This is a genomic window from Aeromonas sp. ASNIH8, assembly GCF_002919855.1.
GTDB lineage: Bacteria > Pseudomonadota > Gammaproteobacteria > Enterobacterales > Aeromonadaceae > Aeromonas > Aeromonas caviae.
Genome location: NZ_PQLN01000002.1, coordinates 16,867 through 38,606 on the forward strand (window position 1 = coordinate 16,867; position 21,740 = coordinate 38,606).

The following is a 21,740-nucleotide window of genomic DNA, read 5'->3' on the forward strand; positions in this document are numbered from 1 at the left end:
CGGATGAAAAAGGGCCCCTGGGCCCTTTTTTTCATCAATCTGTTATATGGGCGTCAACGAAGTGTCATGCCGCCCTCCTAGTCTGCACTCAGGATGCAAGGGAGGGCCGTGATGAACAAGATCCAGCAATGGGACCTGCGGGTGTGCCGTGTCTGCCTGCTTCATCCCTACAATCAGCCGCAGGCCAGGATAAGCCGGCTTGTCTCCCGTACCGGTGACGGCCCCCTCTATGCCGTGGCGGCCTGCCTGCTCTGGTGGCAGGGGATCGCCGGGCAGGAGGCGGTCAGGGTGGCGCTCTGGGCGTTTGCCCTCGAGTTGCCGCTCTACCTGCTGCTCAAGAATGCCCTCAAACGCCAGCGCCCGGCAGGGTTGCCTGTCTTCATCACCCCGTCGGATCGTTACAGCCTGCCCTCTGGCCATACTGCGGCCGCCTTTCTGATGGCGACCGTAGTGGCCGCCAGTTTCCCGCTCTGGGCACCGCTGCTGTTTGTCTGGGCCGCGCTGGTGGGGGCGTCCCGCCTGCTGCTCGGGGTGCATTATCTGAGTGATCTGGTGGCCGGGGCGCTGCTTGGCGGTGGTTGCGCCCTCTGGGCGCTGGGTTGGAGCCAGGGATGAGGATACTGTTCGGCGTTCAGGGGACCGGCAACGGTCATATCAGTCGTAGCCGGACCCTGGCGCGCGCATTGAAGAGCAGGGGCGTGGCGGTGGACTATCTGTTCAGCGGGCGCGCCGCCGATGGCTACTTCGAGATGGGGGAATTCGGGGATTATCGCACCTTCCCCGGTATCACTTTCGCCAGCCATCAGGGGCGCATCTCGGGCTGGCGCACCCTCAAGGGGCTCTCTCCCCTGCGTTTCTGGCAAGATCTGCGTGCCCTCGATTGTCGCGAGTACGATCTGGTCATCAGCGACTTCGAGCCGCTCAGTGCCCATGCTGCTCGCCGCTGGGGCAAACCCAGCCTCACCATCAGCCATCAGGCGAGCTTCGACTGGCCGATCCCGCGCTGGGGAGAGAGCGGCTTCAACCGCCAGCTGATGCGCCATTTTGCGCCGGTACGCCAGTCCCTGGGGCTGCACTGGTTCCATTTCGGCCAGCCCCTGCTGCCTCCCATCGTCGATCCCCTCGAGCCGGTGCCGGACAACCAGCAGATCCTGGTCTATCTGCCATTCGAGCAGACAGAGACGATCGCGGCCCTGTTGTCGCGTTTCAGCACGCAGTCGTTCATCTGCTTCCATCCCGAGGTGCGCAAGCGTAGCGAGTGGCGCAACATCCGCTTTGAACCTCAGGCCAGAGAGGGGTTCAAGCTGGCGCTGGCCGGTTGTCGCGGGGTCATCAGCAATGCGGGATTCGAGCTTGCCTCCGAGGCGCTCTCCCTTGGCAAGAAGCTGCTGGTCAAACCCCTGGGTGGCCAGTTCGAGCAGTTGACCAACGGCAGGACCCTGGAGCTGATGGGGCTGGCCCAGTTGATGGACAGCCTGGATGCCAATGCGGTGCGAAGCTGGCTGGAGGCCCCTTCTCCTGGCAGGGTACGCTATCCCGATGTGGCAGGAGAGCTGGCCGACTGGTTGTTGGCCGGGGCCGGGGAGGAGGTGGGGGCGCTCTCCCGCCGCCTCTGGGGCAGGACTCTCTTTCCGGAGGAGGTGTGTGACAGCCTGGGGGAGCTTGCCAGCCGTACCGGCCAGGAGCGTCCCTGGTTATCCCAACTCAGCGCCTTTGACTAAACTGAGTCGATCCCACCACGGAGAGGACGGACACCATGCGCTTTACCAATGAAAACGGCGACACCATGACTCTGGCAGACAATCTCACCCTGCATGAGCTGCTCGACATGGGGGTCAGCATTTCGGTCTGCGAAGAGACGGATCCGGATCAGCAGATCTGGCTGGCAGAGCCCGAAGACGAGCAGTGAAACCAGCCTGTTTTTGACGGCCCACCCCCTCGGGGTGGGCCGTTTATTTTGTTCCTGACCGACGCGGGCAGCATGATCCGCTGGTTGTTCCCCCCAGGGCCCCTCTTTGTTGCCCGTCTGGTGGCCAAGTCACTGAATGTTAATAGCTGTTTGAAATTTATGACTGTTATGGCCAGACAAAGCCGTGGACAAGCGTTCACGGGCGGGTTAAGTTGGTTTTTCACCCGCTTTTCGGGTGAATGATGGAAAACCCCTATTTTTCTACTATCGACGGCTCCGAACTCGCCTGATCTGCCTGCAGACAACAACAAGACTCGGATCGGCGCTGCCGGGAAGCAGCGGACTGTCGATAGCTTTCGCTTAACGGAGCAAAGCCTGGAGGGCTTTATCATGGAGATGTTATCAGGCGCCCAGATGGTGGTTAGAGCGCTGGAAGATCAGGGAGTGGAACACGTTTTCGGCTACCCTGGTGGCTCAGTGCTCGACATCTATGACGCTCTCTTCGAAAACGGCAAGATGGAGCATGTCCTGGTGCGGCATGAGCAGGCCGCAGTGCACATGGCGGACGGTTACGCCCGCTCCACCGGCAAGGTGGGCACTGTGCTGGTGACCTCGGGTCCCGGCGCCACCAACTGCATCACGGGGATCGCCACCGCCTACATGGATTCCATTCCCCTGGTGATCCTGTCCGGCCAGGTGCCGACCAGCATGATCGGGGAGGATGCGTTCCAGGAGACCGACATGATCGGCATCTCCCGCCCGGTGGTGAAGCACAGCTTCCTGTGCAAGAAAGCCAGCGACATTCCCGAGGCCATCAAGAAGGCCTATTACATTGCCGCCAGTGGCCGCCCGGGGCCCGTGGTGGTGGATCTGCCCAAAGACGTGCAGAATCCGAAAGAGAAGTTCCCCTATCAGTATCCCGAGTCCGTTTCCCTGCGCTCCTACAATCCGACCAAGGCCGGACACAAGGGCCAGATCAAGCGGGCTGCCAAGCTGCTGACCGAGGCGAGCCGCCCGGTCATGTACGTGGGTGGCGGCGCCATCAACGCCAATGCGGATCACCTGGTGACCAAGCTGGCGGAGCTGCTGAACCTGCCGGTGACTACCACGCTCATGGGGCTGGGCGCCTTCTCCGGCACCCATCCGCAGTTTATCGGTATGTTGGGGATGCACGGTACCTTCGAAGCGAACAAGAGCATGCACAACGCGGATCTCATCTTCGCAGTGGGTGCCCGCTTCGATGATCGCGTGACCAACAACGTAGCCAAGTTCTGCCCCAACGCTACCATAGTCCACATCGACATCGACCCCACCTCCATCTCCAAGACGGTACAGGCCCATGTGCCCATCGTCGGCTCGGTGGAAACCGTGCTGGAACAGATGCTGGAAGTGATCCGCGAGTGCGGCTTTGACAACGACAAGCAGGCGCTGGCGGACTGGTGGGAGCAGATCAACCAGTGGCGCTCCCGCAACTGCCTGGCCTACGAGACCCATCCCACCCTGATCAAGCCGCAGCAGGTCATCGAGACTCTCTACAAGGTGACCAAGGGGGAGGCGTTCGTCGCCTCCGACGTCGGCCAGCACCAGATGTTTGCCGCCCTCTACTACCCGTTTGCCAAACCGCGCCAGTGGATCAACTCCGGCGGTCTCGGCACCATGGGCTTTGGCATTCCCGCCGCCATGGGCGCCCAGTTTGCCAACCCGGAAGCCGTGGTCTGCTGCGTCACCGGCGACGGCTCGGTGCAGATGAACATCCAGGAGCTCTCTACCTGCATGCAGTACGGGGTGCCCATCAAGATCATCTCCATCAACAACCGTGCGCTGGGCATGGTCAAGCAGTGGCAGAAGATGTTCTACGGTGGCCGCCACAGCCACTCCTACATGGAATCCCTGCCTGACTTCGTCAAGCTGGCGGAAGCCTATGGCCACGTCGGCATCGCGGTGAGCGATCCGGCGGAGCTGGAGAGCGCCATGGAGAAGGCCTTTGCCATGAAGGACAGACTGGTGTTCATGGACATCTCGGTCGATCCGGACGAGCACGTCTATCCGATGCAGATCAAATTTGGCGCCATGGACGAGATGTGGCTGAGCAAGACGGAGAGAACCTGATGAGACATATAATTTCCGTTCTGCTGGAGAACGAATCCGGTGCCCTGAGCCGTGTGGTGGGCCTCTTCTCCCAGCGCGGCTACAACATCGAGACCCTGACGGTGGCCCCCACCGAGGATCCCACCCTGTCCCGCATGACCATCGTCACCATGGGGGATGAGCGGGTACTGGAGCAGATCCAGAAGCAGCTGCACAAGCTGGTGGACGTGCTCAAGGTGTGCGATCTCAGCGAAGGGGAGCACATCGAGCGGGAGATCGCGCTGGTCAAGGCGCGCGCCGCCGGTGGTGCCCGTGACGAACTGAAGCGGCTGGCGGACATCTTCCGTGGCCAGATCGTCGACGTCACCCCCGAGCTCTACACGGTGCAGCTCGTCGGGACCAGCGAAAAGCTGGACGCCTTCATCAAGACGGCTGCCCAGACCAACGAGATCATCGAAGTGGTGCGCTCCGGTGTCTGCGGCATCTCCCGGGCGGACAAATCCCTGCGTCCCTGATGTGGCCGGATGAGAAAATTGCTGTTCAAGGGCTCTTCGGAGCCCTTTTTCGTGTCTGGCAGCGTTGCGGGCAAGTGGGGGCGCCGGTAGGGATGCAGTCCACAGCATCAGGGGGCTATCGAGGGGGTGAAAGAGAAGGGGGAAGGGAGGGGCCTCACCTGTCATTTTCTTTCAAATGATCGGTAAACTATCCACAAAAGCTGTGGAAAACTCTGTAGATTAGCGGTGTGTCTGACGTTAGTCGCATGATCTTAAAGGAATATTTCAATTTGATCCTGGCTGGATCGCATTTGTGCAATCCTCTGGCGAGGGTGTGAGCGTTTGCTTATCCCTCGTGCCTTGCCAAGGGCGGAACGCGGATCTGTCCGTGGATCCGGACGGGATCCCGACCTGATCTTGCGGATCAACATTTCTGGGCGCGAGCCATAAAAAAACCCGCCTCTCGGCGGGTTTTTCAGTGCATCGGACTGCGGGTCGATTACTCGGCCTGGGCTGCCTGGATGCCGGTCAGGGCGATGGTGTAGACGATGTCGTCCACCAGGGCGCCACGGGAGAGGTCGTTGACCGGCTTGCGCATGCCTTGCAGCATGGGGCCGATGGAGACCAGCTCAGCGGAGCGCTGTACCGCCTTGTAGGTGGTGTTGCCGGTGTTGAGATCCGGGAAGACGAACACGGTGGCCTTGCCGGCAACCGGGGAGTTCGGTGCCTTGGACTTGGCGACGTTCTCCATGATGGCCGCATCGTACTGCAGCGGGCCGTCGATGATGAGGTCGGGACGCTTGGCCTTGGCCAGCTCGGTCGCTTCACGCACCTTCTCCACGTCCGCGCCGGCGCCGGAGGTGCCGGTGGAGTAGGAGATCATGGCCACGCGCGGCTCGATACCGAAGGCGGCGGCGGAGTCGGCGGACTGGATGGCGATCTCGGCCAGCTGCTCGGCAGTGGGATCCGGGTTGATGGCGCAGTCACCGTAGACCAGTACCTGGTCCGGCAGCAGCATGAAGAAGATGGAGGAGATCAGGGAAGAGCCCGGAGCGGTCTTGATGATCTGCATCGGCGGACGGATGGTGTTGGCAGTGGTGTGCACGGCGCCGGATACCAGGCCGTCAACTTCATTGCGCTCCAGCATCATGGTACCCAGTACCACGTTGTCTTCCAGCTGCTCGCGGGCAACCACTTCGGTCATACCCTTGTTCTTGCGCAGCTCGACCAGACGAGCCACATAGCGCTCGCGCACGGCAACGGGATCGATGATCTCGACGCGGTCGGTCAGTACCACGCCCTGCTGTTCGGCAACACGACGGATCTCTTCCGGGTTGCCCAGCAGGACCGGGCGGGCGATGCCACGCTCGGCACAGATAGCGGCAGCCTTGATGGTGCGCGGCTCTTCCCCTTCCGGCAGCACGACGCGCTTGTTGGCCTGACGGGCCAGCTCGGTCAGCTGATAGCGGAAGGCCGGCGGGCTCAGGCGACGGGAGCGGGTGGACTTGGCGGAGAGAGACTCGATCCAGTGCTTGTCGATGTGACCAGCAACGTAGTCCTGCACCAGCTCGATACGCTCGCGGTCATCTTCCGGGATGTCGACGTTGAAGTTCTGCAGGCTGACGGCGGTCTGCCAGGTGTTGGTGCCGGTGATCATGATCGGCAGACCGGTGGCCATGGCCTGTTGGCACAGTGCCATCACCTGGGGTTCCGGGTGGTAGTTGCCGGTCAGCAGCAGGGCACCCAGCTTGACGCCGTTCATGGCGGACAGGCAGGCGGAGACGATGACGTCGGAGCGGTCGCCGGAGGTCACCAGCAGGCTGCCCGGACGGAAGTGCTCGATCATGTTGTGGATTGAGCGGGCGCAGAAGGTCACGGTCTGCAGGCGGCGGCTTTCCAGCTCACCCTTGTTGATGATCTTGGCGGCCAGGTGCTTGGCGAGATCCTTGGCGCGCGGTGCGATCAGCTGGGTGTTCCAGGGAATGCAGCCGAGGATGCGCAGCGGACTCTTGCCGAAGACCTGCAGCACTTCCAGGTTGTGGCCGGTATCGGCGCCGTGGTGGTGCGCTTCGAACATCTCGGTCAGGTCGGGACGGGTCACGCCGTGCTCGTCAACCGGGGCACCCACCTTGTTGATGACGCAGCCCACGATGCGCGGGTTGTTGACGCCACCGAAGTTGGAGCAGGCCAGCTCGATGCGCTCTTTGAGCTTCTGGCTGGAGTCGTTGCCCGGATGGGTCACGAACACCATGTCGGCGTCCAGCGCCTTGGCGACGTCGTAGTTCAGCTTGTTGGCAAAGGGTTGCTTGTCGGTCGGAACCAGGCCCTCGATCACCACCACTTCGGCACCGCTGGTCTTCACGTGCTCTTCGAAGCGGGCCACGATCTCTTCCAGCAGGATGTCGGTGTTGCTGGAGGTGATCATGTTCTCGGCGTAGGAGAGGGCGAACGGCTCGGGCGGGTTGATGTTGGCAGCGGCGCGGATCACGGCGGTGGAGCGCTCGGTACCGGTTTCACCCGGACGCGGCTGGGCGACCGGTTTGAAGAAGCTGACATTGACACCGTGACGCTCCATGGCGCGAACGACGCCAAGACTCACGGAGGTTACGCCGACACCAGTGCCGACCGGGATGAGCATAATAGTGCGTGCCACTTATTACCCCTTGTTCATTTTTTGGGATCAGGAAAAGGCCGCCCTGGGGCGGCCTTGCTCTACAGCTAATTTATGCGCCGACCAGTTCCAGCGCGTCGTGGGCGATGACCCACTCTTCGTTGGTCGGGATAACCAGGGCCTTGGTGGAACCAGCCTTGGTGATCTCGCCGCCCTTGCCGAAGCGAGCCTTCAGGTTGGCGTCGTGGTCGACGTCAAAGCCCAGCAGGCCCAGCTTGTTCAGGGTGATCTCACGGATCGGGGCGGAGTTCTCGCCGATGCCGCCGGTGAAGACCACGGCATCCAGACGACCGTCCATGGCGGCGGCGTAGGCACCGATGTACTTGGCCAGACGGTAGCAGTACACGTCCATGGCGCGCTTGGCTTCTTCCTTGCTGTCGTAGTTGTCTTCAACGAAACGGCAGTCGGAGGTGACTTCGGTCAGACCCTGCAGGCCGGATTCCTTGGTCAGCATGGTGTTGATCTCGGCAACGCTCATGCCCAGCTTGTCGTGCAGGAAGAAGATGATAGCCGGATCGATGTCGCCGGAACGGGTACCCATCACCAGGCCTTCCAGCGGGGTCAGGCCCATGGAGGTGTCGACGGACTGGCCGTTCTTGATGGCGCAGACGGAGCCGCCGTTGCCCAGGTGGCAGTTGATGATGTTGAGCTCTTCCACCGGCTTGTTCAGCTGCTTGGCCGCTTCCAGGCTGATGTAGTAGTGGCTGGTGCCGTGGGCGCCGTAGCGACGGATGCCGTTCTCTTTGTAGAGCTTGTACGGCAGGGCGTACAGGAAGGCTTCTTCCGGCATGGTCTGGTGGAAGGCGGTGTCGAACACGGCGACGTTCTTCTCGGCCAGTTCCGGGAAGACCTTCAGGGCGGCACGGATACCGATCAGGTGAGCCGGGTTGTGCAGCGGTGCGTAAGGAATGGCGGCTTCGATGCCGGCAATGACGTCATCACAGATGCGAACGGAGGAGGTGAAACGCTCGCCGCCGTGTACCACGCGGTGGCCGATGGCGATCAGGTTCTTGGACAGTTCCGGGTTGAGCGGCAGGATCTTGTGAACGATGAAGTCCAGCGCTTCCTGGTGAGCGGCACCGGCACCCAGATCAGCGTTGCCTTTCTCGCCGTTCAGCTTCCACTTGATGCGGGCGTCGTCGAGGTTGAAGCATTCGGCCAGGCCGGACAGCAGGTCATCACCGGTGGTTGCGTCAATGACAGCAAACTTCAGGGACGAGCTGCCACAGTTAAGAACAAGAACCAGCTTACTCATGAATAAATCCTATCGCAGATTGGGTTGGGTTGGAGGATGCGCCGGACGCGGTGCGTCCAAAAACTATCAACTTATCCTTATGAGGGTTGGCAATCTGTTGCTTGCCCCTTGTATAGTGATACAAGACCCGAAATTCAGACGTCCCTGACTGGTCAGTGGCCGTGCCCCAGCGTAAAATGGGCGTACAAAGGATAACCTGATTGTTGAAAAATAACAAAGTCATCCTCAACCTTTGTTATTGCCTCTCAAATATTGTCGAGGTTTTGCCGTTAATGCGTTCGAAAAGAGCTCGGAGGTAGCATGAGCATGAACATTTTTGGAACTAAATTACAGCAAGGCCGTCATTATATGACTCTTTGGCCGCGCCGTCCCGAGCTTAATTCCATGTTCCCGGAGAATCGGGTGATCAGGGCCACCGAATTCGCCCTCAAGGTGATCCCGGCACTGGCGGTGCTCAGCGTCATGGTGCAGTTCCAGTTTGGCGAGCTTCATTACTGGCCCTCCGTGATGGCGTCCGTGCTCTTCCTGCTCAGCCTGCCGCTGCAAGGGTACTACTGGCTCGGCCAGCGCGCCGATACCCGGCTGCCCCCCTCCCTCGCCACCTGGTATCGGGAGATAAACGGCAAGATGAACGAGCAGGGCGGTCAACGTCAGCTGGTGGCCCGTCCCCGCTACGAAGAGCTGGCCGATACCCTCAACGCCGCCTTCAAGCAGCTGGACAAATCCTTCCTCTACGAATGACTTTCCGGAGTCAGACTGACGACAAAGGCGCCCTCAGGCGCCTTTTTCACATTCAGGCGGCCAGCACCTTGCTGATCTCCTGGATGGATAGCTTGTATTGACGGGGGCACTGACGCCAGACCGCCAGCATGCGTTGGTACTTGTCCCGCATGGCGATGTCGCTGGAGAGCTCATCGCAGGGGCAGGGCAGTTCGGGGAAGCGCTTGTCCACTTCCAGCAGGAAGCAGACGTAATCCGCCAGTTCCCGCTCCTGGCTGCGGCTGTAGCCGTTGAAGGCAAGGCGGCTCTCGTTGACATCGGCCCGGGCGCTGGCATCCAGGTTGCCCCAGGAGATGGCCAGTGCATGGTGCAGCTCCAGGGTGTCCAGCACCTCCTGGCAGGTGGCAAGATCCAGATGGCCGAAGCTCTTCTCCAGCTCGAGGATCTGCAGGCAGTAGCCGCGCTCGACGATGGTGCTGGCACGCTGGTAAAACGCCGCCTTTTCCGGATTGAGTTTGGCCAGGATCTCGTACTGGTTGCTCAGGATCAGGCGTTCGGTGTGGCTCATGTTCATGGGCTGTCTCGCTGGAAAATGAATCTGGGGTCACGTTAACCCATATCCAGGATGAATTTTTTGATCTGAGAGGGGAGGTTGGCGAGAAAAGGGGGGAGGAGGCGCCCTGGTGAGCCGCCAGAGAGTGGGGGCTGATGCCGTGGTGAAACGAGCAGGGCCCGCTATGGCGAGCCCTGCAACAATGCCGCTGGTGGCTTACCCCTTGACGAGGTCGAGCACCACCTGATGGTGATCGCTGGTCTTGAACTTGTCGAAGCGATGGGCAACCTTGCCCTCTTCGTCGATGAGGAAGCTCAGTCGATGGATGCCGTCATACTCCTTGCCCATGAACTTCTTCGGGCCCCAGACGCCAAAGGCATCGGCCACCGCGTGATCCTCATCGGCCAGCAGGCGGAAGTTGAGGTTGTCGCGCTCCTCGAACTTTTTCAGGCGCTTGGCGCTGTCAGGGCTGATGCCGAGCACCACCACATTGAGGGCAGCCAGCTCGCTATTGACGTCGCGCAGACCGCAGGCCTGGGTGGTGCAACCCGGGGTCATCGCCTTGGGGTAGAAATAGATCAGCACCTTCTTGCCGCGCAGGTCGGCGAGGCGAACCTGATTGCCGTCCTGATCGGAGAGGGAGAAATCGGGGGCCTGGGTACCAGCTTCTAGTGGTGACATGGGGTCTCCTCGGATAAACGCCGTCAGGCGTACTTGTGATTGACGATGAATTCGAACGACTCGGCGCCCAGTCCACGACAGAAATCGGCGAAGGCTGTCTTCGAGCCGGGCTCTTCTCCCTGCTTGGAGAGATTCAACTGAAAGTTCGCCTTGAGCAGGTTGAAGGGCTGCTGTTCCAGGGTGATGGTCTGCATGGCCTGGATGTCCCAGCCGTGATCGCTGAAGAACTGGGTGCACTGACTTACGATGCCCGGCTGATCCCGGATCAGCACCTCTGCGCTGGCGCTGATGTCATATTGCAGGGAGTGGTGGCGCTCGGTGCGTTTCATCATGGTGATGAGATCCCACTCCTGGCTGCGCAGTGGGAGGCTGATTTCCAGTTGCATCAGGCTGTTCCAGTCACCGGACAGCAGCATGATGAAGGTGAATTCGTTGCCGAAGATGCCAAGACGGCTGTCGACAATGTTGCAACCGCAGCCACTGACGTGACGGGTCACCTCATTGACGATGCCAGGCCTGTCCGTGCCGATGGCCGTTACGACCAGGTAGTGAGTCATAAATCGTCTCTCGTCCATTATTGAGAATGCGTTGACCGCGGGTGCAGGCACCCTGCCGTGAGGCCTCTTGTGCGCTCGTGCATTCATACGTTTTGTGCCGGATGGTAACACGGCTTGTCCCGTGCCTCCCTTGTTTTTCAAAAGGGGCAGCTTTACCATTACGCCCCTGAAAATCGGGAGAATTATCCATGTTACGCGGTAGTATTGTTGCGCTCGTTACCCCCATGCTGCCCTCGGGCGACATCGATTGGGTCAGTCTGGCAGCGCTGGTGGAATATCATGTGGATGCCGGGACCAGCGCCATTGTCGCCGTGGGAACCACGGGAGAGTCGGTCACCCTGAGCGAGCAGGAACATATCGCCGTGGTTGAGAAGACGGTGGAATACGCCGCCGGACGCATTCCCGTCATCGCGGGCTGCGGCTCCAACAATACTGCTCATGCCATCGCCCTCTCCCGGCGTTTCGCCACCATGGGCGTGGTGGCGGGTCTCTCGGTTACCCCCTATTACAACAAACCCACCCAGGAAGGCCTCTATCGTCACTATTGTGCGATCGCCGAGGCTAGTGGTCTGCCTCAAATTCTCTATAATGTGCCCGGTCGCACCTGTTGTGACCTCAAACCCGAGACGGTGGCCCGTCTGGCCAAGGTGCCCGGCATCATAGGTTTGAAAGAAGCGACTGGCGATCTTGGCCGTACCCCGCTGCTGCGCGAACTGTGCGGGCCGGATTTTGCGCTTTATAGTGGCGATGACGCCAGCGGATGTGATTTTATGCTGCAAGGGGGCGATGGTGTCATTTCGGTCACCACCAATATTGCGGCGCCCCAGATGGCCGACATGTGTCGTGCTGCCCTGGCCGGTGATGTCGGGCAGGCTCATGACATCAACAATCGATTGATGCCGTTGCATCAGACTCTGTTCTGTGAACCGAGTCCCATCCCGGTGAAATGGGCCTGTGCCCGGCTGGGATTGATGGCGACGGCGACCTTGCGTCTGCCCCTGACCGATCTCACCCCCGAGGGGGAAGCGGCGATGGCGCGAGCACTGATGACTGCGGAGTTGATGGCGAGTGTTTAAAGCAAATGGAAAGGGAAATGCAGTGCGCCTGGTACTGAGTGTCGCGACGGTGGCCGTGCTGGCTGCCTGCAGCTCACCCCAGGAACGCAAAATGGCCAACCGTGGCTTCGAGTATGAAGAGAGCCGCCTCGAAGGCCGCGCCTTCCTTGTGCCCGCCGGGTTGAGTACCCCCGCCTTTAACAGCAATTTCGACATTCCGGCCCTGCCCGAGAGCAGCCGTGAGGGCGCCCTCGGGGCCAAGGTGGACGTGCGTCCGCCCGCCCAGTTGCTCACCGTGGTGCCCGGCAGCCAGGTGGTGGCCAATGCCAGCGAGCCAACCGTCGCCTTCTATGCCCTCAGCACCTCCCAGAGCGTGGAGCGCGATACCTGGGCCTTCCTGATGAACTTCCTGGCCGAACACAAGGTCACCACTGAGAAGCTGGACCAACAGGACGGCGTCTTGCAGACCGGCTGGTTTGACAACTCAGCGGTGCTCGATGGCTGGGCGGAAGATGACGATGACTTCAAGATCCGTCAGCGTTACCAGTTCACCCTGCGCAACGATGTGCAGCGCCACGCCATCAAGATGTCGGTACGGGTGCTGGATCACGAAGAGACCATCGACGGCGAGACCAGCACTGTGCTGACGCCGGCGGACGCCCAGCGTTATGCTACCCGCGCCCTGAACCAGTTCTCCCTCTATTACGACAAGCAGCTCAAGGCCCGTGAACAGCACAAGTCCAGCGATGGCATGGGGCTGGAGCTGGGTCTGGACAACAACGAGCTGAGCGCCTGGATTGCCGAAGGGTCGTTTGACCAGGTGTGGCGCCGCCTCAATCAGGTGCTGCCTGCCTATGGTTTCACCATCAAGGATACCCAGCAGTCCCTGGGCTGGATCGACGTGGAATACGATGAGCCGGACAGCGAGTTCTGGAAGGCCAAGGGAGCGGAACCGTTCAAGCTCGAGGAAGACAAGTATCGCTTCCAGCTCGGCGAGATGACGGGCGGCAAGACCTCCATCACCCTGTTCGACAAGGACAAGAAGCCTGTCGCATCCGGTGTCATCTCCCAGATGTACATCAGCCTGTCCGAGGCCTTTGCCAAGGGCTTGGCCGATCAGGGGGCGAAGTAAGCATGGAAACAGGGGCCTCGCGCCCCTGTTTTGTTATGTCCGGGTTGCCGCAGGGCCAGCGTGCCGAGCCGGTTGCCCCGGGCCTGAGTACCTGATGATGTGAATCCCCCACAGACAGGGGTCTGGTGCCCCTGCCTAACTAGTCCCACAACAGGAAGTGTTATTAGCCATGAGTCTTGCAGATCAAGTATTGGCGGTGAACGACGATTTGCCGATCCGTACCGATAAACCTGTCCATTCCGGCAAAGTGCGCAGCGTCTACTGGTTGACCCCGGCAGACAGTGCCCGGCTCATTCGGGAGAAAGGCTATGATGTGCCGGCCGATACGCCCCTGGCCCTCATGGTGATCAGTGATCGCATCTCGGCTTTCGACTGCATCTGGCAAGGGGTGGACGGTCTGAACGGCGTGCCGGGCAAGGGCGCGGCGCTCAATGCCATCTCCAGCCACTGGTTCAAGCTGTTCAAGGAGCAGGGGCTGGCGGACAGCCACATCCTGGACATCCCGCACCCCTTCGTCTGGATCGTGCAAAAAGCCCGTCCCGTGATGATCGAGGCGATTGCCCGCCAGTACATCACCGGCTCCATGTGGCGTGCCTACAAGGATGGTGAGCGGGAATTCTGCGGCATCACCCTGCCGGAAGGGCTCAAGAAGGATCAGAAGCTGCCCGAGATCCTCATCACCCCGTCCACCAAGGGGATCCTCAAGGGGCTGGATGGTGTGCCGGAAGCGGACGACGTCAACGTCTCCCGCGGCGACATCGAGCGCCACCATCAGGCCTTCGGCTTCCGCTCCCCGGCGGACATCGACCGCTACGAGGCGCTGCTCAAAGAGGGCTTCAACGTCATCAGCGAGGCGCTGGCTGCCCTGGATCAGGTCTTCGTCGACACCAAGTTCGAGTTCGGTTACGTGACCGATGCCGCCGGTCGCGAGAAGCTCATCTACATGGATGAAGTGGGCACCCCCGACAGCTCCCGCATCTGGGACGGCGCAGCCCTTCGCGGCGGCGAGATCATCGAGAAGTCCAAAGAGGGCTTCCGCCAGTGGCTGCTGAACCACTTCCCGGATCCGGACATCCTGCTCAACAAGAACCGCATGCCCGAGCGCTTCGCCCTGGCCCGGGACAACAAGCTGCCCACCGAGGTGATGATGGATATCTCCCGCACCTATGTGGGGATCGCCGAGAAGATCATCGGTCAGCCGCTGGTACGCAGTGCCAATCCGAAGCAGGAGATCATCGAGGTACTGCGGGAGCAGTACGGCCTGATCGACTGAGGCCGACCGCTTTTTTTGCCGCAGGCGAACAAACGTTTGCCGGTGGCAGGGGAGGCGCTTGCAACGCAGATGACAAAACGGGCCCCATGACGGGGCCCGTTTTCATTGGGTTGTCCGGAGCGCTCAGCCATTGACCCGGAAGATCTGACCGGTCTGTACCCCCAGTACCGATTTCTTGTAGGCCTGGGCCACCCGGGCGGCGGGTACCGGCACGAAGCCCGGGAAGAAGTCGGCATACTTGCTCATGGACTCTTCCAGCACGGTGGGGCTGACCACGTTGATGCGAATGCCCCTTGGCAGCTCGCAGGCGGCCCCTTTCACGAAGTGCTCGATGGCACCGTTGATGGTGGTGGCGCTCACCCCCCAGTGGATGGGCTCCTCGCTCAGAATGCCGCTGATGAGGGTGATGGAGCCACGGTCGCTCAGGTGGGTAATGGCGGCCCGGGTCAGGTTGATCTGGCCCATCAGCTTGCTCTGAAGCCCCACCTGCCATTGCTCGTCCGTCATCTCGGTCAGGGCATTGAAGGCGACGCTGCCGCTGGCGACCACCAGGGCATCGAAGGACCCGACCTGCTCGAAGAGCGCTCTGATGGAGGCGGGGTCGCGCATGTCCACTCTGGCATCCCCCTGGCTGTGACCGACCCGGATCACCTGGTGATCCTGGGCAAGCAGTTCGCTGACGGCGGCGCCAATGGTGCCGGAGGCACCCACAATCACAATCTTCATATCTATCGCTCCTGGTTGAGATGAGTTGATGATAGCGGGATAAAAAGGGAGAAAAAGCGCTTATGATGAACCCATTGTTTCCATATTGGTGCTAATGATGGATATCACTCACCTGGCCAGTTTCTATGAAGTGGTGCAGCGGGGCAGTTTCTCCGCCGCTGCCGATGCCCTGGGGGTGAGCAAGGGGATGCTGAGCCGCCATGTCAGCGCCCTGGAGTCCGCCCTCAATGCCCAGCTGCTCCAGCGCACGACCCGCAGACTCAGCCTGACCGAGGCGGGGAGGGTGCTTCACCAGCAGGCCGGCGAGATCTTTGCCCTGGCCCGGGAGGCGGAGGAGGGGATCCGCGCCCTGACCGAGGAGGACAGCGGCCGCCTGCGCTTCACCTGCCCGGTCAGCACGGGGGACCGCATGGTGAGCGAGCTGCTCGCCCGTTTTGCCGAGCTCTGCCCCGGCGTCCAGGTCGAGCTCAACTTCACCAATGCCATGATCGACATGAGCCAGGGGGAGAATGACATCGCTCTGCGGGCCATGGAGCTGCTCCCCGACAACCTGGTGGCCCTGCCGCTCGGCAGGCTCAAGGATGTGGTGGTGGCAAGCCCCGCCCTGCTGGCGCGGGAGGGGATCCCCGCCACTCCCTATGAGCTGGGGGGGCGATCCTGCCTGCTGCAGGGCCACAACCCGGACTGGGAGCAGTGGCACTTTCGCCAGGGGGAAGAGGAGGCGCACATCCTGGTGCAGGGGCGAGTGCGGGCCAACCACTACAGCACCCTGCTGCAACTGGCCCGGGCGGGCATGGGCTTTGCCAAGTGTCCACTGATGCTGGTGGAGGCCAGCCTGGCCCGAGGGGAGCTGGTGGCCGTGCTGACGGAGTGGCAGACCGGCCTGCACCCGATCCATGTGCTGCACGCCCAGCAGCGCCGGGTGCCGCGCAAGATCCGGCTGTTCAAGCAGGTGCTGGCCCAGTGGTTTGCCGAGCGGCCCCATTATCTGCTGGGGTGAGCCTGCATCCCGTTATTTTTCTGTCATCTGGGGCTGCTACCCTGCGCCCTTCATCGCGAAAGGAGAGTCAGGGAATGAAGCGTCATCAGGGTTGGGCAGGGGTTGCGCTGCTGTGCTGCGGCGGTGTGCAGGCCGAGGTCAGGGTCGAGGTGCCCCGGGATTTCCAGATCCTGGCGGTGAGCGCAGGCAAGGTGCAGGACGAGCAGCATGCCGTGCTGGCCGACGGGGAGCAGCAACTGCTGGTGCGCTACGAGGGGGTGATCCCGAGTCGCAACAGCAGCGACAATGATCGCCAGGTTCGCTCCGAGCCCCAGGTGCTTCGCTATGAGGCCCGCGGGCAGTCGGTGCGCCTGCAGGCTCCCGTGCCTGCGGACGAGGCCGGGATGGAACGCTACGCCAGGGCCCCTGTCCTGGGCCTGGTGGCGGGGGGGCAACCCCTCGAGGTGCGCCAGGATACGCTGATGGTGCAGGGGATGCAGATCGGCATGGACTGGCATGCCAGGCTGATGGAGTACAACCGTGGCGAGGGGCCTGCCGTGCTCGCCGGTGCGGCGGATGTGGCTGCGGCCGCCGTGGCGACGCCCCGGGCCTCCTCCGAGCCGGCCAGCGCCCTGGAAGGGCAGTTGCAACAGCTTTTCCTGCAGGCGGACCCCGCGCTTCGCAAGCGCTTCATCGGTTGGGCCGTGCCGCGCCTTTAAGTTTGCTCCCCGTTGCAGTAACGTGGGCACATCTTTGATTCCCGATGTGCCCATGTTGATCAGCGAGGCCCCCATGTTTGAATTGCACCCCCGCCTTCAGGCGGATACCCGGATACTCGGGGATCTGCCCCTGTGCCGCGTCCTGCTGGCCAAAGACAGCCAGTATCCCTGGCTGATTCTGGTGCCCCGGGTCGCCAACCTGCGGGAGATCCATCATCTGGCCCCCGAGCAGCAACAGCAGTTGATGCAGGAGTCCTGCGCCGTCGCCACCCTGATGGAGCGGGCACTTGACCCGGACAAGATCAACGTGGCGGCCCTCGGCAATCTGGTGCCTCAGCTGCACCTGCACCACGTGGCCCGCTTCAGCTCGGATGCGGCCTGGCCCGGTCCCATCTGGGGTGCCTGTCCCGCCATTCCCTATGAGGAGCAGGCCTTGCAAGGGGCGGCTGCCAGTTGGCAAACCCGTCTGGCTACCCTGGATGGATTTCAGCCATTTCTGACTGATAATCCAGTCAAGTGAGAGGTGGCTCGCGCTTTGGGCACCGGGATCACGCAATCTGTTAGCGTATCGCGTTGGTGCATGGTGACATGGGCGACACGAGTGACAGCCCCATTATTTCGATCAGCAGGAAGGTTCCATGATAGTGACAAGATCCGAGGATGATGCCGTATTGACCACAGAGGACGTACTGCTGAGCCTGTGCAATTCGGTGACGAGCGTATTGAGTGCGGCGACCCAGACCCAGGTGCGCTTCTCCGGCATGGTGCAGCGGATCAGCAAGACCTGCCTCAAGCCTGACATCGGCTGTTTCGTGCTGTTTGACGGCGGCTTCTCCGGGCTGGTGGTGATCAACTTCTCCGCCGCCGCGGCCATGGAGCTCTACCAGAGCTACATGCTGAGCATGGGGCTCTCCAAGGAGGATCTTGCCATCTCCCACACCTCGGACGAGGTGAGCAACGTCATGGGCGAGCTGATGAACCAGATCGTCGGCAGCTTCACCACCAAGGTGGGGCGCGAGCTGCAGACCCACATCACCCAGAACCAGCCCAAGATGCTGGCGCTCAACAAGCAGGTGATGCTGAGCGTCGACACCAACCTCGACAATCCCGAGACCCGCCGGGTGACCTTCTTCACCGCCAGCAACAACATCTTCTATCTGGAGCTGGCCATGGACAAGACGGAGTTTATCCGGATCCATGATGGCGGCGTGCAGGAGGAGGTGGATCCCGACGAGCTGATCGCCCAGGCCAAGCAGTCAGCCAAACCGGCACCGGCGGCCGCGCCAGCGAGCAACGAGCACGACGATCTGCTGGATTCCCTCGGCATCTGATGGTCGAGGGTTGTGCAAATGAAGAGGCCACCCCGGGGGTGGCCTCCTTGCTTGGGGCGGGTCAGAAGTTGTAAAGCAGCCCGGTACTGAAGCGAAGCGCCTCGGCATCGTAGAAGTCGATGTCGGAGTCGGCGCTGGAGTAGGCCGCGGTGAAGGTGGCGGCAAGGGGTTTGATGCCGAACAGGTTGTGCCAGAAGAAGGTGCCATTGAGGGCGAACTCGCTGGCATCGGCGCGCTGGCCGAACAGGGGATTCGCCTCGTCGTACTTGCGCTTGCCGGCGTAGAGGTTGCTCACGATGGACCACTGGGAGGCGCGCTTGGCATAGGTCAGCTGCAGACCGGTATTCTTGAAGCTCTCCGCACTCCCGTCCAGGCGGGCCTCCTTGTAGAGGAAGGCGGGCTCCAGCAGCTGGTCGCCGCCGAAGTGGTACTGGTAGGAGACAGCCAGGTCGTGGACCTTGCCGTTGCGGCTCAGCATGGAGGCGTAGTGGGTGCCGTGGGTCAGGTCATATTGCTGGCCGCTGCGCTCCTCGTCGAGCTCCACTTCCCGGCTGGCCAGGGTGGCGTAGACGTTGCTGCCCCAGATCCTGTCCCAGGCAAAGCGCACCCCTTTCGAGGTGAGATCGGTGGCGCTGCGGTCCACGCCGGTGGCGAAGGGATCGCTCCACACTTCCACCGGCATGAGGTTGAACACCAGGGAGGTGGCGACGATACCCTTGTCACCCATCTCCTGGCGCAGACCGAGTTGCTGGGTAAAGTCGAAGCGCACCGCGTCCTGGATGAGGTTGCCGAGGAAGACCTGGGTGCGGGTATCGGCGAAGGTGTAGCGGATATCGGCATTGAGCAGCGGGCTCAGACCGCTTTCGCGGCCGGGGGAGCCCAGATCATCGATACGGCTGTTGCTGTCGTCACCGGCATAGAAGTTGGACTTGTGGCTGCCGGCATTGACCCCGCCCAGCAGAAAACCGGACCAGCCGGTCTGGCGGGGGATCTCCCCCAGATCGGCGTGGGCGGTGGTGGCGACCAGCAGGCCAAGGCTCAACAGAACATGATTTCGCATCGGGTATGCTCCTGACATAACGAATGAGAAGGGTGACAGTGTGCCCCGGTATTCCGGTGGAACCGGTGCTGACTGAGGCATGGCAGGCATGCTACCCCAGCCGGAGTGTGACGTTAATCAATAATTGAATACGCGACGGACAAGAGTTCATGGCGCCGTACTGGTATCCTGTTTGCGCAAGAAAAGGGGAGAAAACAACGAGATGAAGCAGATCAAATCCTGGGCGCAATATTACGTCGACCTGATGACCAAGCTGGGACTGGTGCGCTTCAGCATGTTCCTGGCCACCGCCATCATAGTGCTGGCCGTGTCGATCCAGATGGGGGTGACCCTGTTTTTGCGCGGCACCGTGGACATCGTCGACCTAGTGCGCTCTGTCTTCTTCGGTCTGCTGGTGACCCCCTGGGCCGTCTATTTTCTCTCCATCGTGGTGGATCAGCTGGAGGACTCCCGCCAGCGGCTGACCCGCATGGTGCGAAAGCTGCAAGACATGCGCGAGCGGGATCTCGAGCTCAACAGCCAGTTGCAGGAGAACATCAGCCGCCTCAATGCCCAGATCGCCGAGACCAACCGGGCCGAGACCCTGCGCCAGCAAGCCATCGAGGATCTCGAAAACGAAGTGTTCCAGCGGGAGAAGGCCCAGCTGCATCTGGGGGAGCGTACCGCCCTCTTGCGCTCCTTCATCGACTGTTCCCCCGATCTGGTCTATTACCGCAACGAGGACGAGCAGTTCTCCGGTTGCAACCGCGCCATGGAGGAGCTCACCGGCAAGGTGGAAGCGGAACTCATCGGCCTGACCCCGTTCGATGTCTACAAGCACGACATCGCCAGCAAGGTGGTGGAGACCGACAAGCAGGTCTTCGCCCAGAACGAGCCGCTCACCTATGAGCAGTGGCTGGAGTATCCCGATGGCCGCAAGGCCTACTTCGAGCTGCGCAAGGTGCCCTTCTTCGACCGCTTCGGCAAGCGGCTCGGCCTGCTCGGCTTTGGTCGCGACATCACCGAGCGCAAGCAGTACCAGGACAAGCTGGAGAAGGCGAGTCGGGACAAGACCACCTTCATCTCCACCATCAGCCACGAGCTGCGCACCCCGCTCAATGGCATCGTCGGCCTGAGCCGGATGCTGATGGATACGCCCCTCGATGCCAGACAGCAGCAGCAACTCAAGACCATCCACCTGAGCGCGGTGACGCTCGGCAACATCTTCAACGACATCATCGATCTGGACAAGCTCGACCGTCGCAGGCTGGAGATTGCGCCGGCTCAGCTGGATTTGCCCGCCTTCCTCGACGAGCTGGAGACGCTGTCGCGCATCCAGGCGGAGCAGAAGGGGCTCTACCTGCACTTCGACCGGGACGGCGACATGCCCCAGTTCGTGATGGCGGACGGCACCCGGCTGCGCCAGGTGCTGTGGAACCTGGTGGGCAATGCGGTCAAGTTCACCGATGAAGGAGGCGTCACCATACGCTGTCTCGCCCACGCCGCTGATGAACCGGGCAAGCTGGCGCTGCACTTCGAGGTGGAAGACACCGGGGTGGGCATTCCCCGTGCCCAGCAGGAGAAGATCTTCGCCATGTACTATCAGGTGCAGGGCAAGAAGCACGCCACCGGCACCGGCATCGGCCTTGCGGTCTCCCGCCAGCTGGTGCAGGCCATGGGCGGTCAACTTTATGTGGACAGCGACCCGGGCGAAGGCGCCTGCTTCACCGCCGAGCTGGAGGTGGACTGCGTCGAGCCCAGGGCCGCGGCCCCGGAGCCCGAGATGCCCTCCCTCGACATCCTGCTGGTGGAGGATGTGGAGCTCAACGTGACCGTGGCCTGCGCCCTGCTGAACAAGCTCGGCCATCAGGTCAAGGTGGCGCGGGATGGTGCAGAGGCGCTGGCCATGGCCAACCCGGATGATTTCGACTTGATCCTGCTCGACATCCAGTTGCCGGACATGACGGGGTTCGATGTGGCGGAGCAGCTGCTCGCGCGCTACGGCGACAGCCTGCCCCCCATGGTGGCGCTCACCGCCAACGCCACCGGCGATCGCCAGTACTACCGGGATCACGGCATGCAGGATGTGATCAACAAGCCGCTGGGCTCCAAGGCGGTGCGGGAGGTGATAGGCCACCTGTTTGCGGATCTTGCCGGGGACGAGGCGGACGAGCAGGACGATGTCCACCATCAGGATGCCCTGCTGGATCTGCCCTTCCTCACCGATTACGCCAGCACGGTCGGCAAGCCGGTGCTGCTCTCCAGCGTCGAGCTGTTCGAGAAGATGATGCCGGATTACATGGCGGTGCTCGACTCCAACATGATTGCCAGGGATCAGGCCGGTGTGGTGGAGGAGGCCCACAAGATCAAGGGGGCGGCGGGCTCCATCGGCCTGCGCCGGTTGCAGCAGACGGCCCAGCTCATCCAGAGCCCGGAACACCCCGCCTGGTGGGAGAACGTGGAAGACTGGATTGAAACCCTGCGCCGGGAATACCCGGGTGACATCGCCCGCCTGCGGCGCTGGCTGCTCTCGTAGACACGACGCCTCAGGCAAGGAG

General features: G+C 61.7%; 21 protein-coding genes. 14 read left to right on the forward strand and 7 right to left on the reverse strand.

What is annotated here, in order from left to right:
- The first annotated feature begins 111 nt into the window (after positions 1-111).
- The 5 genes from C3418_RS00870 to ilvN all read left to right on the forward strand — a co-directional run bounded on the left by C3418_RS00870 (position 112) and on the right by ilvN (position 4,512).
- Positions 112-615 (forward strand): phosphatase PAP2 family protein, encoded by a 504-nt coding sequence (locus C3418_RS00870; RefSeq protein ID WP_103857805.1) that lies wholly within the window; start codon positions 112-114, stop codon positions 613-615.
- The gene (locus C3418_RS00875; protein WP_029313827.1) at positions 612-1,721 is read left to right on the forward strand and encodes an MJ1255/VC2487 family glycosyltransferase; all 1,110 of its coding nucleotides are present in this window, start codon (positions 612-614) and stop codon (positions 1,719-1,721) included. Before C3418_RS00870 ends, C3418_RS00875 begins: the two co-directional genes overlap by 4 nt.
- Positions 1,722-1,756: 35 nt before the next feature.
- A complete protein-coding gene (locus C3418_RS00880) occupies positions 1,757-1,909 on the forward strand; it encodes a hypothetical protein (protein ID WP_010673158.1) in 153 nt (50 codons plus the stop codon).
- Between the two features lie 390 nt (positions 1,910-2,299).
- Entirely contained in the window at positions 2,300-4,018 is a 1,719-nt protein-coding gene (locus C3418_RS00885; protein WP_010673159.1) for an acetolactate synthase 3 large subunit, read from the forward strand.
- Positions 4,018-4,512, forward strand: coding sequence for an acetolactate synthase small subunit (gene ilvN / locus C3418_RS00890; protein WP_010673160.1), 495 nt, complete (start codon positions 4,018-4,020; stop codon positions 4,510-4,512). Before C3418_RS00885 ends, ilvN begins: the two co-directional genes overlap by 1 nt.
- Positions 4,513-4,990: 478 nt before the next feature.
- Here ilvN and pta read toward each other — a convergent pair whose 3' ends face one another.
- The gene (pta, locus tag C3418_RS00895) at positions 4,991-7,144 is read right to left on the reverse strand and encodes a phosphate acetyltransferase (protein ID WP_010673161.1); all 2,154 of its coding nucleotides are present in this window, start codon (positions 7,142-7,144) and stop codon (positions 4,991-4,993) included.
- Between the two features lie 70 nt (positions 7,145-7,214).
- The gene (locus C3418_RS00900; RefSeq protein ID WP_010673162.1) at positions 7,215-8,417 is read right to left on the reverse strand and encodes an acetate kinase; all 1,203 of its coding nucleotides are present in this window, start codon (positions 8,415-8,417) and stop codon (positions 7,215-7,217) included.
- Positions 8,418-8,717: 300 nt separating this feature from the next.
- On the opposite strand from C3418_RS00900, the gene yfbV reads away from it, so the two are divergent.
- Positions 8,718-9,158, forward strand: coding sequence for a terminus macrodomain insulation protein YfbV (yfbV, locus tag C3418_RS00905; RefSeq protein ID WP_039040944.1), 441 nt, complete (start codon positions 8,718-8,720; stop codon positions 9,156-9,158).
- Positions 9,159-9,210: 52 nt separating this feature from the next.
- On the opposite strand, the gene C3418_RS00910 is transcribed toward yfbV, so the two are convergent.
- The 3 genes from C3418_RS00910 to C3418_RS00920 all read right to left on the reverse strand — a co-directional run bounded on the left by C3418_RS00910 (position 9,211) and on the right by C3418_RS00920 (position 10,928).
- A complete protein-coding gene (locus tag C3418_RS00910) occupies positions 9,211-9,711 on the reverse strand; it encodes a YfbU family protein (RefSeq protein WP_039040945.1) in 501 nt (166 codons plus the stop codon).
- A 195-nt stretch (positions 9,712-9,906) separates the two neighbouring features.
- Positions 9,907-10,371 carry a thioredoxin-dependent thiol peroxidase gene (gene bcp, locus C3418_RS00915; protein ID WP_010673165.1) on the reverse strand — a complete coding sequence of 155 codons (465 nt, stop codon included), beginning with the start codon at positions 10,369-10,371 and terminating at the stop codon, positions 9,907-9,909.
- Between the two features lie 23 nt (positions 10,372-10,394).
- The gene (locus C3418_RS00920; protein WP_010673166.1) at positions 10,395-10,928 is read right to left on the reverse strand and encodes a glycine cleavage system protein R; all 534 of its coding nucleotides are present in this window, start codon (positions 10,926-10,928) and stop codon (positions 10,395-10,397) included.
- A gap of 188 nt (positions 10,929-11,116) precedes the next feature.
- On the opposite strand from C3418_RS00920, the gene dapA reads away from it, so the two are divergent.
- From dapA to C3418_RS00935, 3 genes are all read left to right on the forward strand, one after another.
- Positions 11,117-12,004 (forward strand): 4-hydroxy-tetrahydrodipicolinate synthase, encoded by an 888-nt coding sequence (dapA, locus tag C3418_RS00925; RefSeq protein WP_103244290.1) that lies wholly within the window; start codon positions 11,117-11,119, stop codon positions 12,002-12,004.
- Complete coding sequence (gene bamC / locus C3418_RS00930; RefSeq protein ID WP_029313833.1) at positions 11,997-13,115, forward strand: outer membrane protein assembly factor BamC; 1,119 nt, start codon at positions 11,997-11,999, stop codon at positions 13,113-13,115. The genes dapA and bamC overlap by 8 nt, the downstream gene beginning before the upstream one ends.
- A gap of 169 nt (positions 13,116-13,284) precedes the next feature.
- Positions 13,285-14,388, forward strand: a complete 1,104-nt coding sequence (locus tag C3418_RS00935; protein ID WP_039040947.1) for a phosphoribosylaminoimidazolesuccinocarboxamide synthase — start codon at positions 13,285-13,287, stop codon at positions 14,386-14,388.
- A gap of 123 nt (positions 14,389-14,511) precedes the next feature.
- On the opposite strand, the gene C3418_RS00940 is transcribed toward C3418_RS00935, so the two are convergent.
- Positions 14,512-15,114 (reverse strand): short chain dehydrogenase, encoded by a 603-nt coding sequence (locus C3418_RS00940; protein ID WP_042881199.1) that lies wholly within the window; start codon positions 15,112-15,114, stop codon positions 14,512-14,514.
- 97 nt (positions 15,115-15,211) lie between these two features.
- Between C3418_RS00940 and C3418_RS00945 the strand changes: the two genes are divergently transcribed.
- From C3418_RS00945 to C3418_RS00960, 4 genes are all read left to right on the forward strand, one after another.
- Positions 15,212-16,114: a LysR family transcriptional regulator gene (locus C3418_RS00945; RefSeq protein ID WP_103857861.1), complete on the forward strand. Its 903-nt coding sequence runs from the start codon at positions 15,212-15,214 to the stop codon at positions 16,112-16,114.
- 74 nt (positions 16,115-16,188) lie between these two features.
- The gene (locus C3418_RS00950; protein ID WP_103857806.1) at positions 16,189-16,812 is read left to right on the forward strand and encodes a DUF2057 domain-containing protein; all 624 of its coding nucleotides are present in this window, start codon (positions 16,189-16,191) and stop codon (positions 16,810-16,812) included.
- Positions 16,813-16,885: 73 nt separating this feature from the next.
- Complete coding sequence (locus C3418_RS00955) at positions 16,886-17,332, forward strand: HIT domain-containing protein (RefSeq protein WP_102949251.1); 447 nt, start codon at positions 16,886-16,888, stop codon at positions 17,330-17,332.
- A 118-nt stretch (positions 17,333-17,450) separates the two neighbouring features.
- Positions 17,451-18,143 (forward strand): DUF3334 family protein, encoded by a 693-nt coding sequence (locus C3418_RS00960; protein WP_029313837.1) that lies wholly within the window; start codon positions 17,451-17,453, stop codon positions 18,141-18,143.
- A 61-nt stretch (positions 18,144-18,204) separates the two neighbouring features.
- Here the strand turns inward: C3418_RS00960 and C3418_RS00965 are convergent, their stop codons facing one another.
- Positions 18,205-19,203 carry a DUF2860 family protein gene (locus tag C3418_RS00965; RefSeq protein WP_103857807.1) on the reverse strand — a complete coding sequence of 333 codons (999 nt, stop codon included), beginning with the start codon at positions 19,201-19,203 and terminating at the stop codon, positions 18,205-18,207.
- A gap of 202 nt (positions 19,204-19,405) precedes the next feature.
- On the opposite strand from C3418_RS00965, the gene arcB reads away from it, so the two are divergent.
- Positions 19,406-21,718: an aerobic respiration two-component sensor histidine kinase ArcB gene (gene arcB, locus C3418_RS00970; protein ID WP_103857808.1), complete on the forward strand. Its 2,313-nt coding sequence runs from the start codon at positions 19,406-19,408 to the stop codon at positions 21,716-21,718.
- The last annotated feature ends 22 nt before the right edge of the window (positions 21,719-21,740 follow it).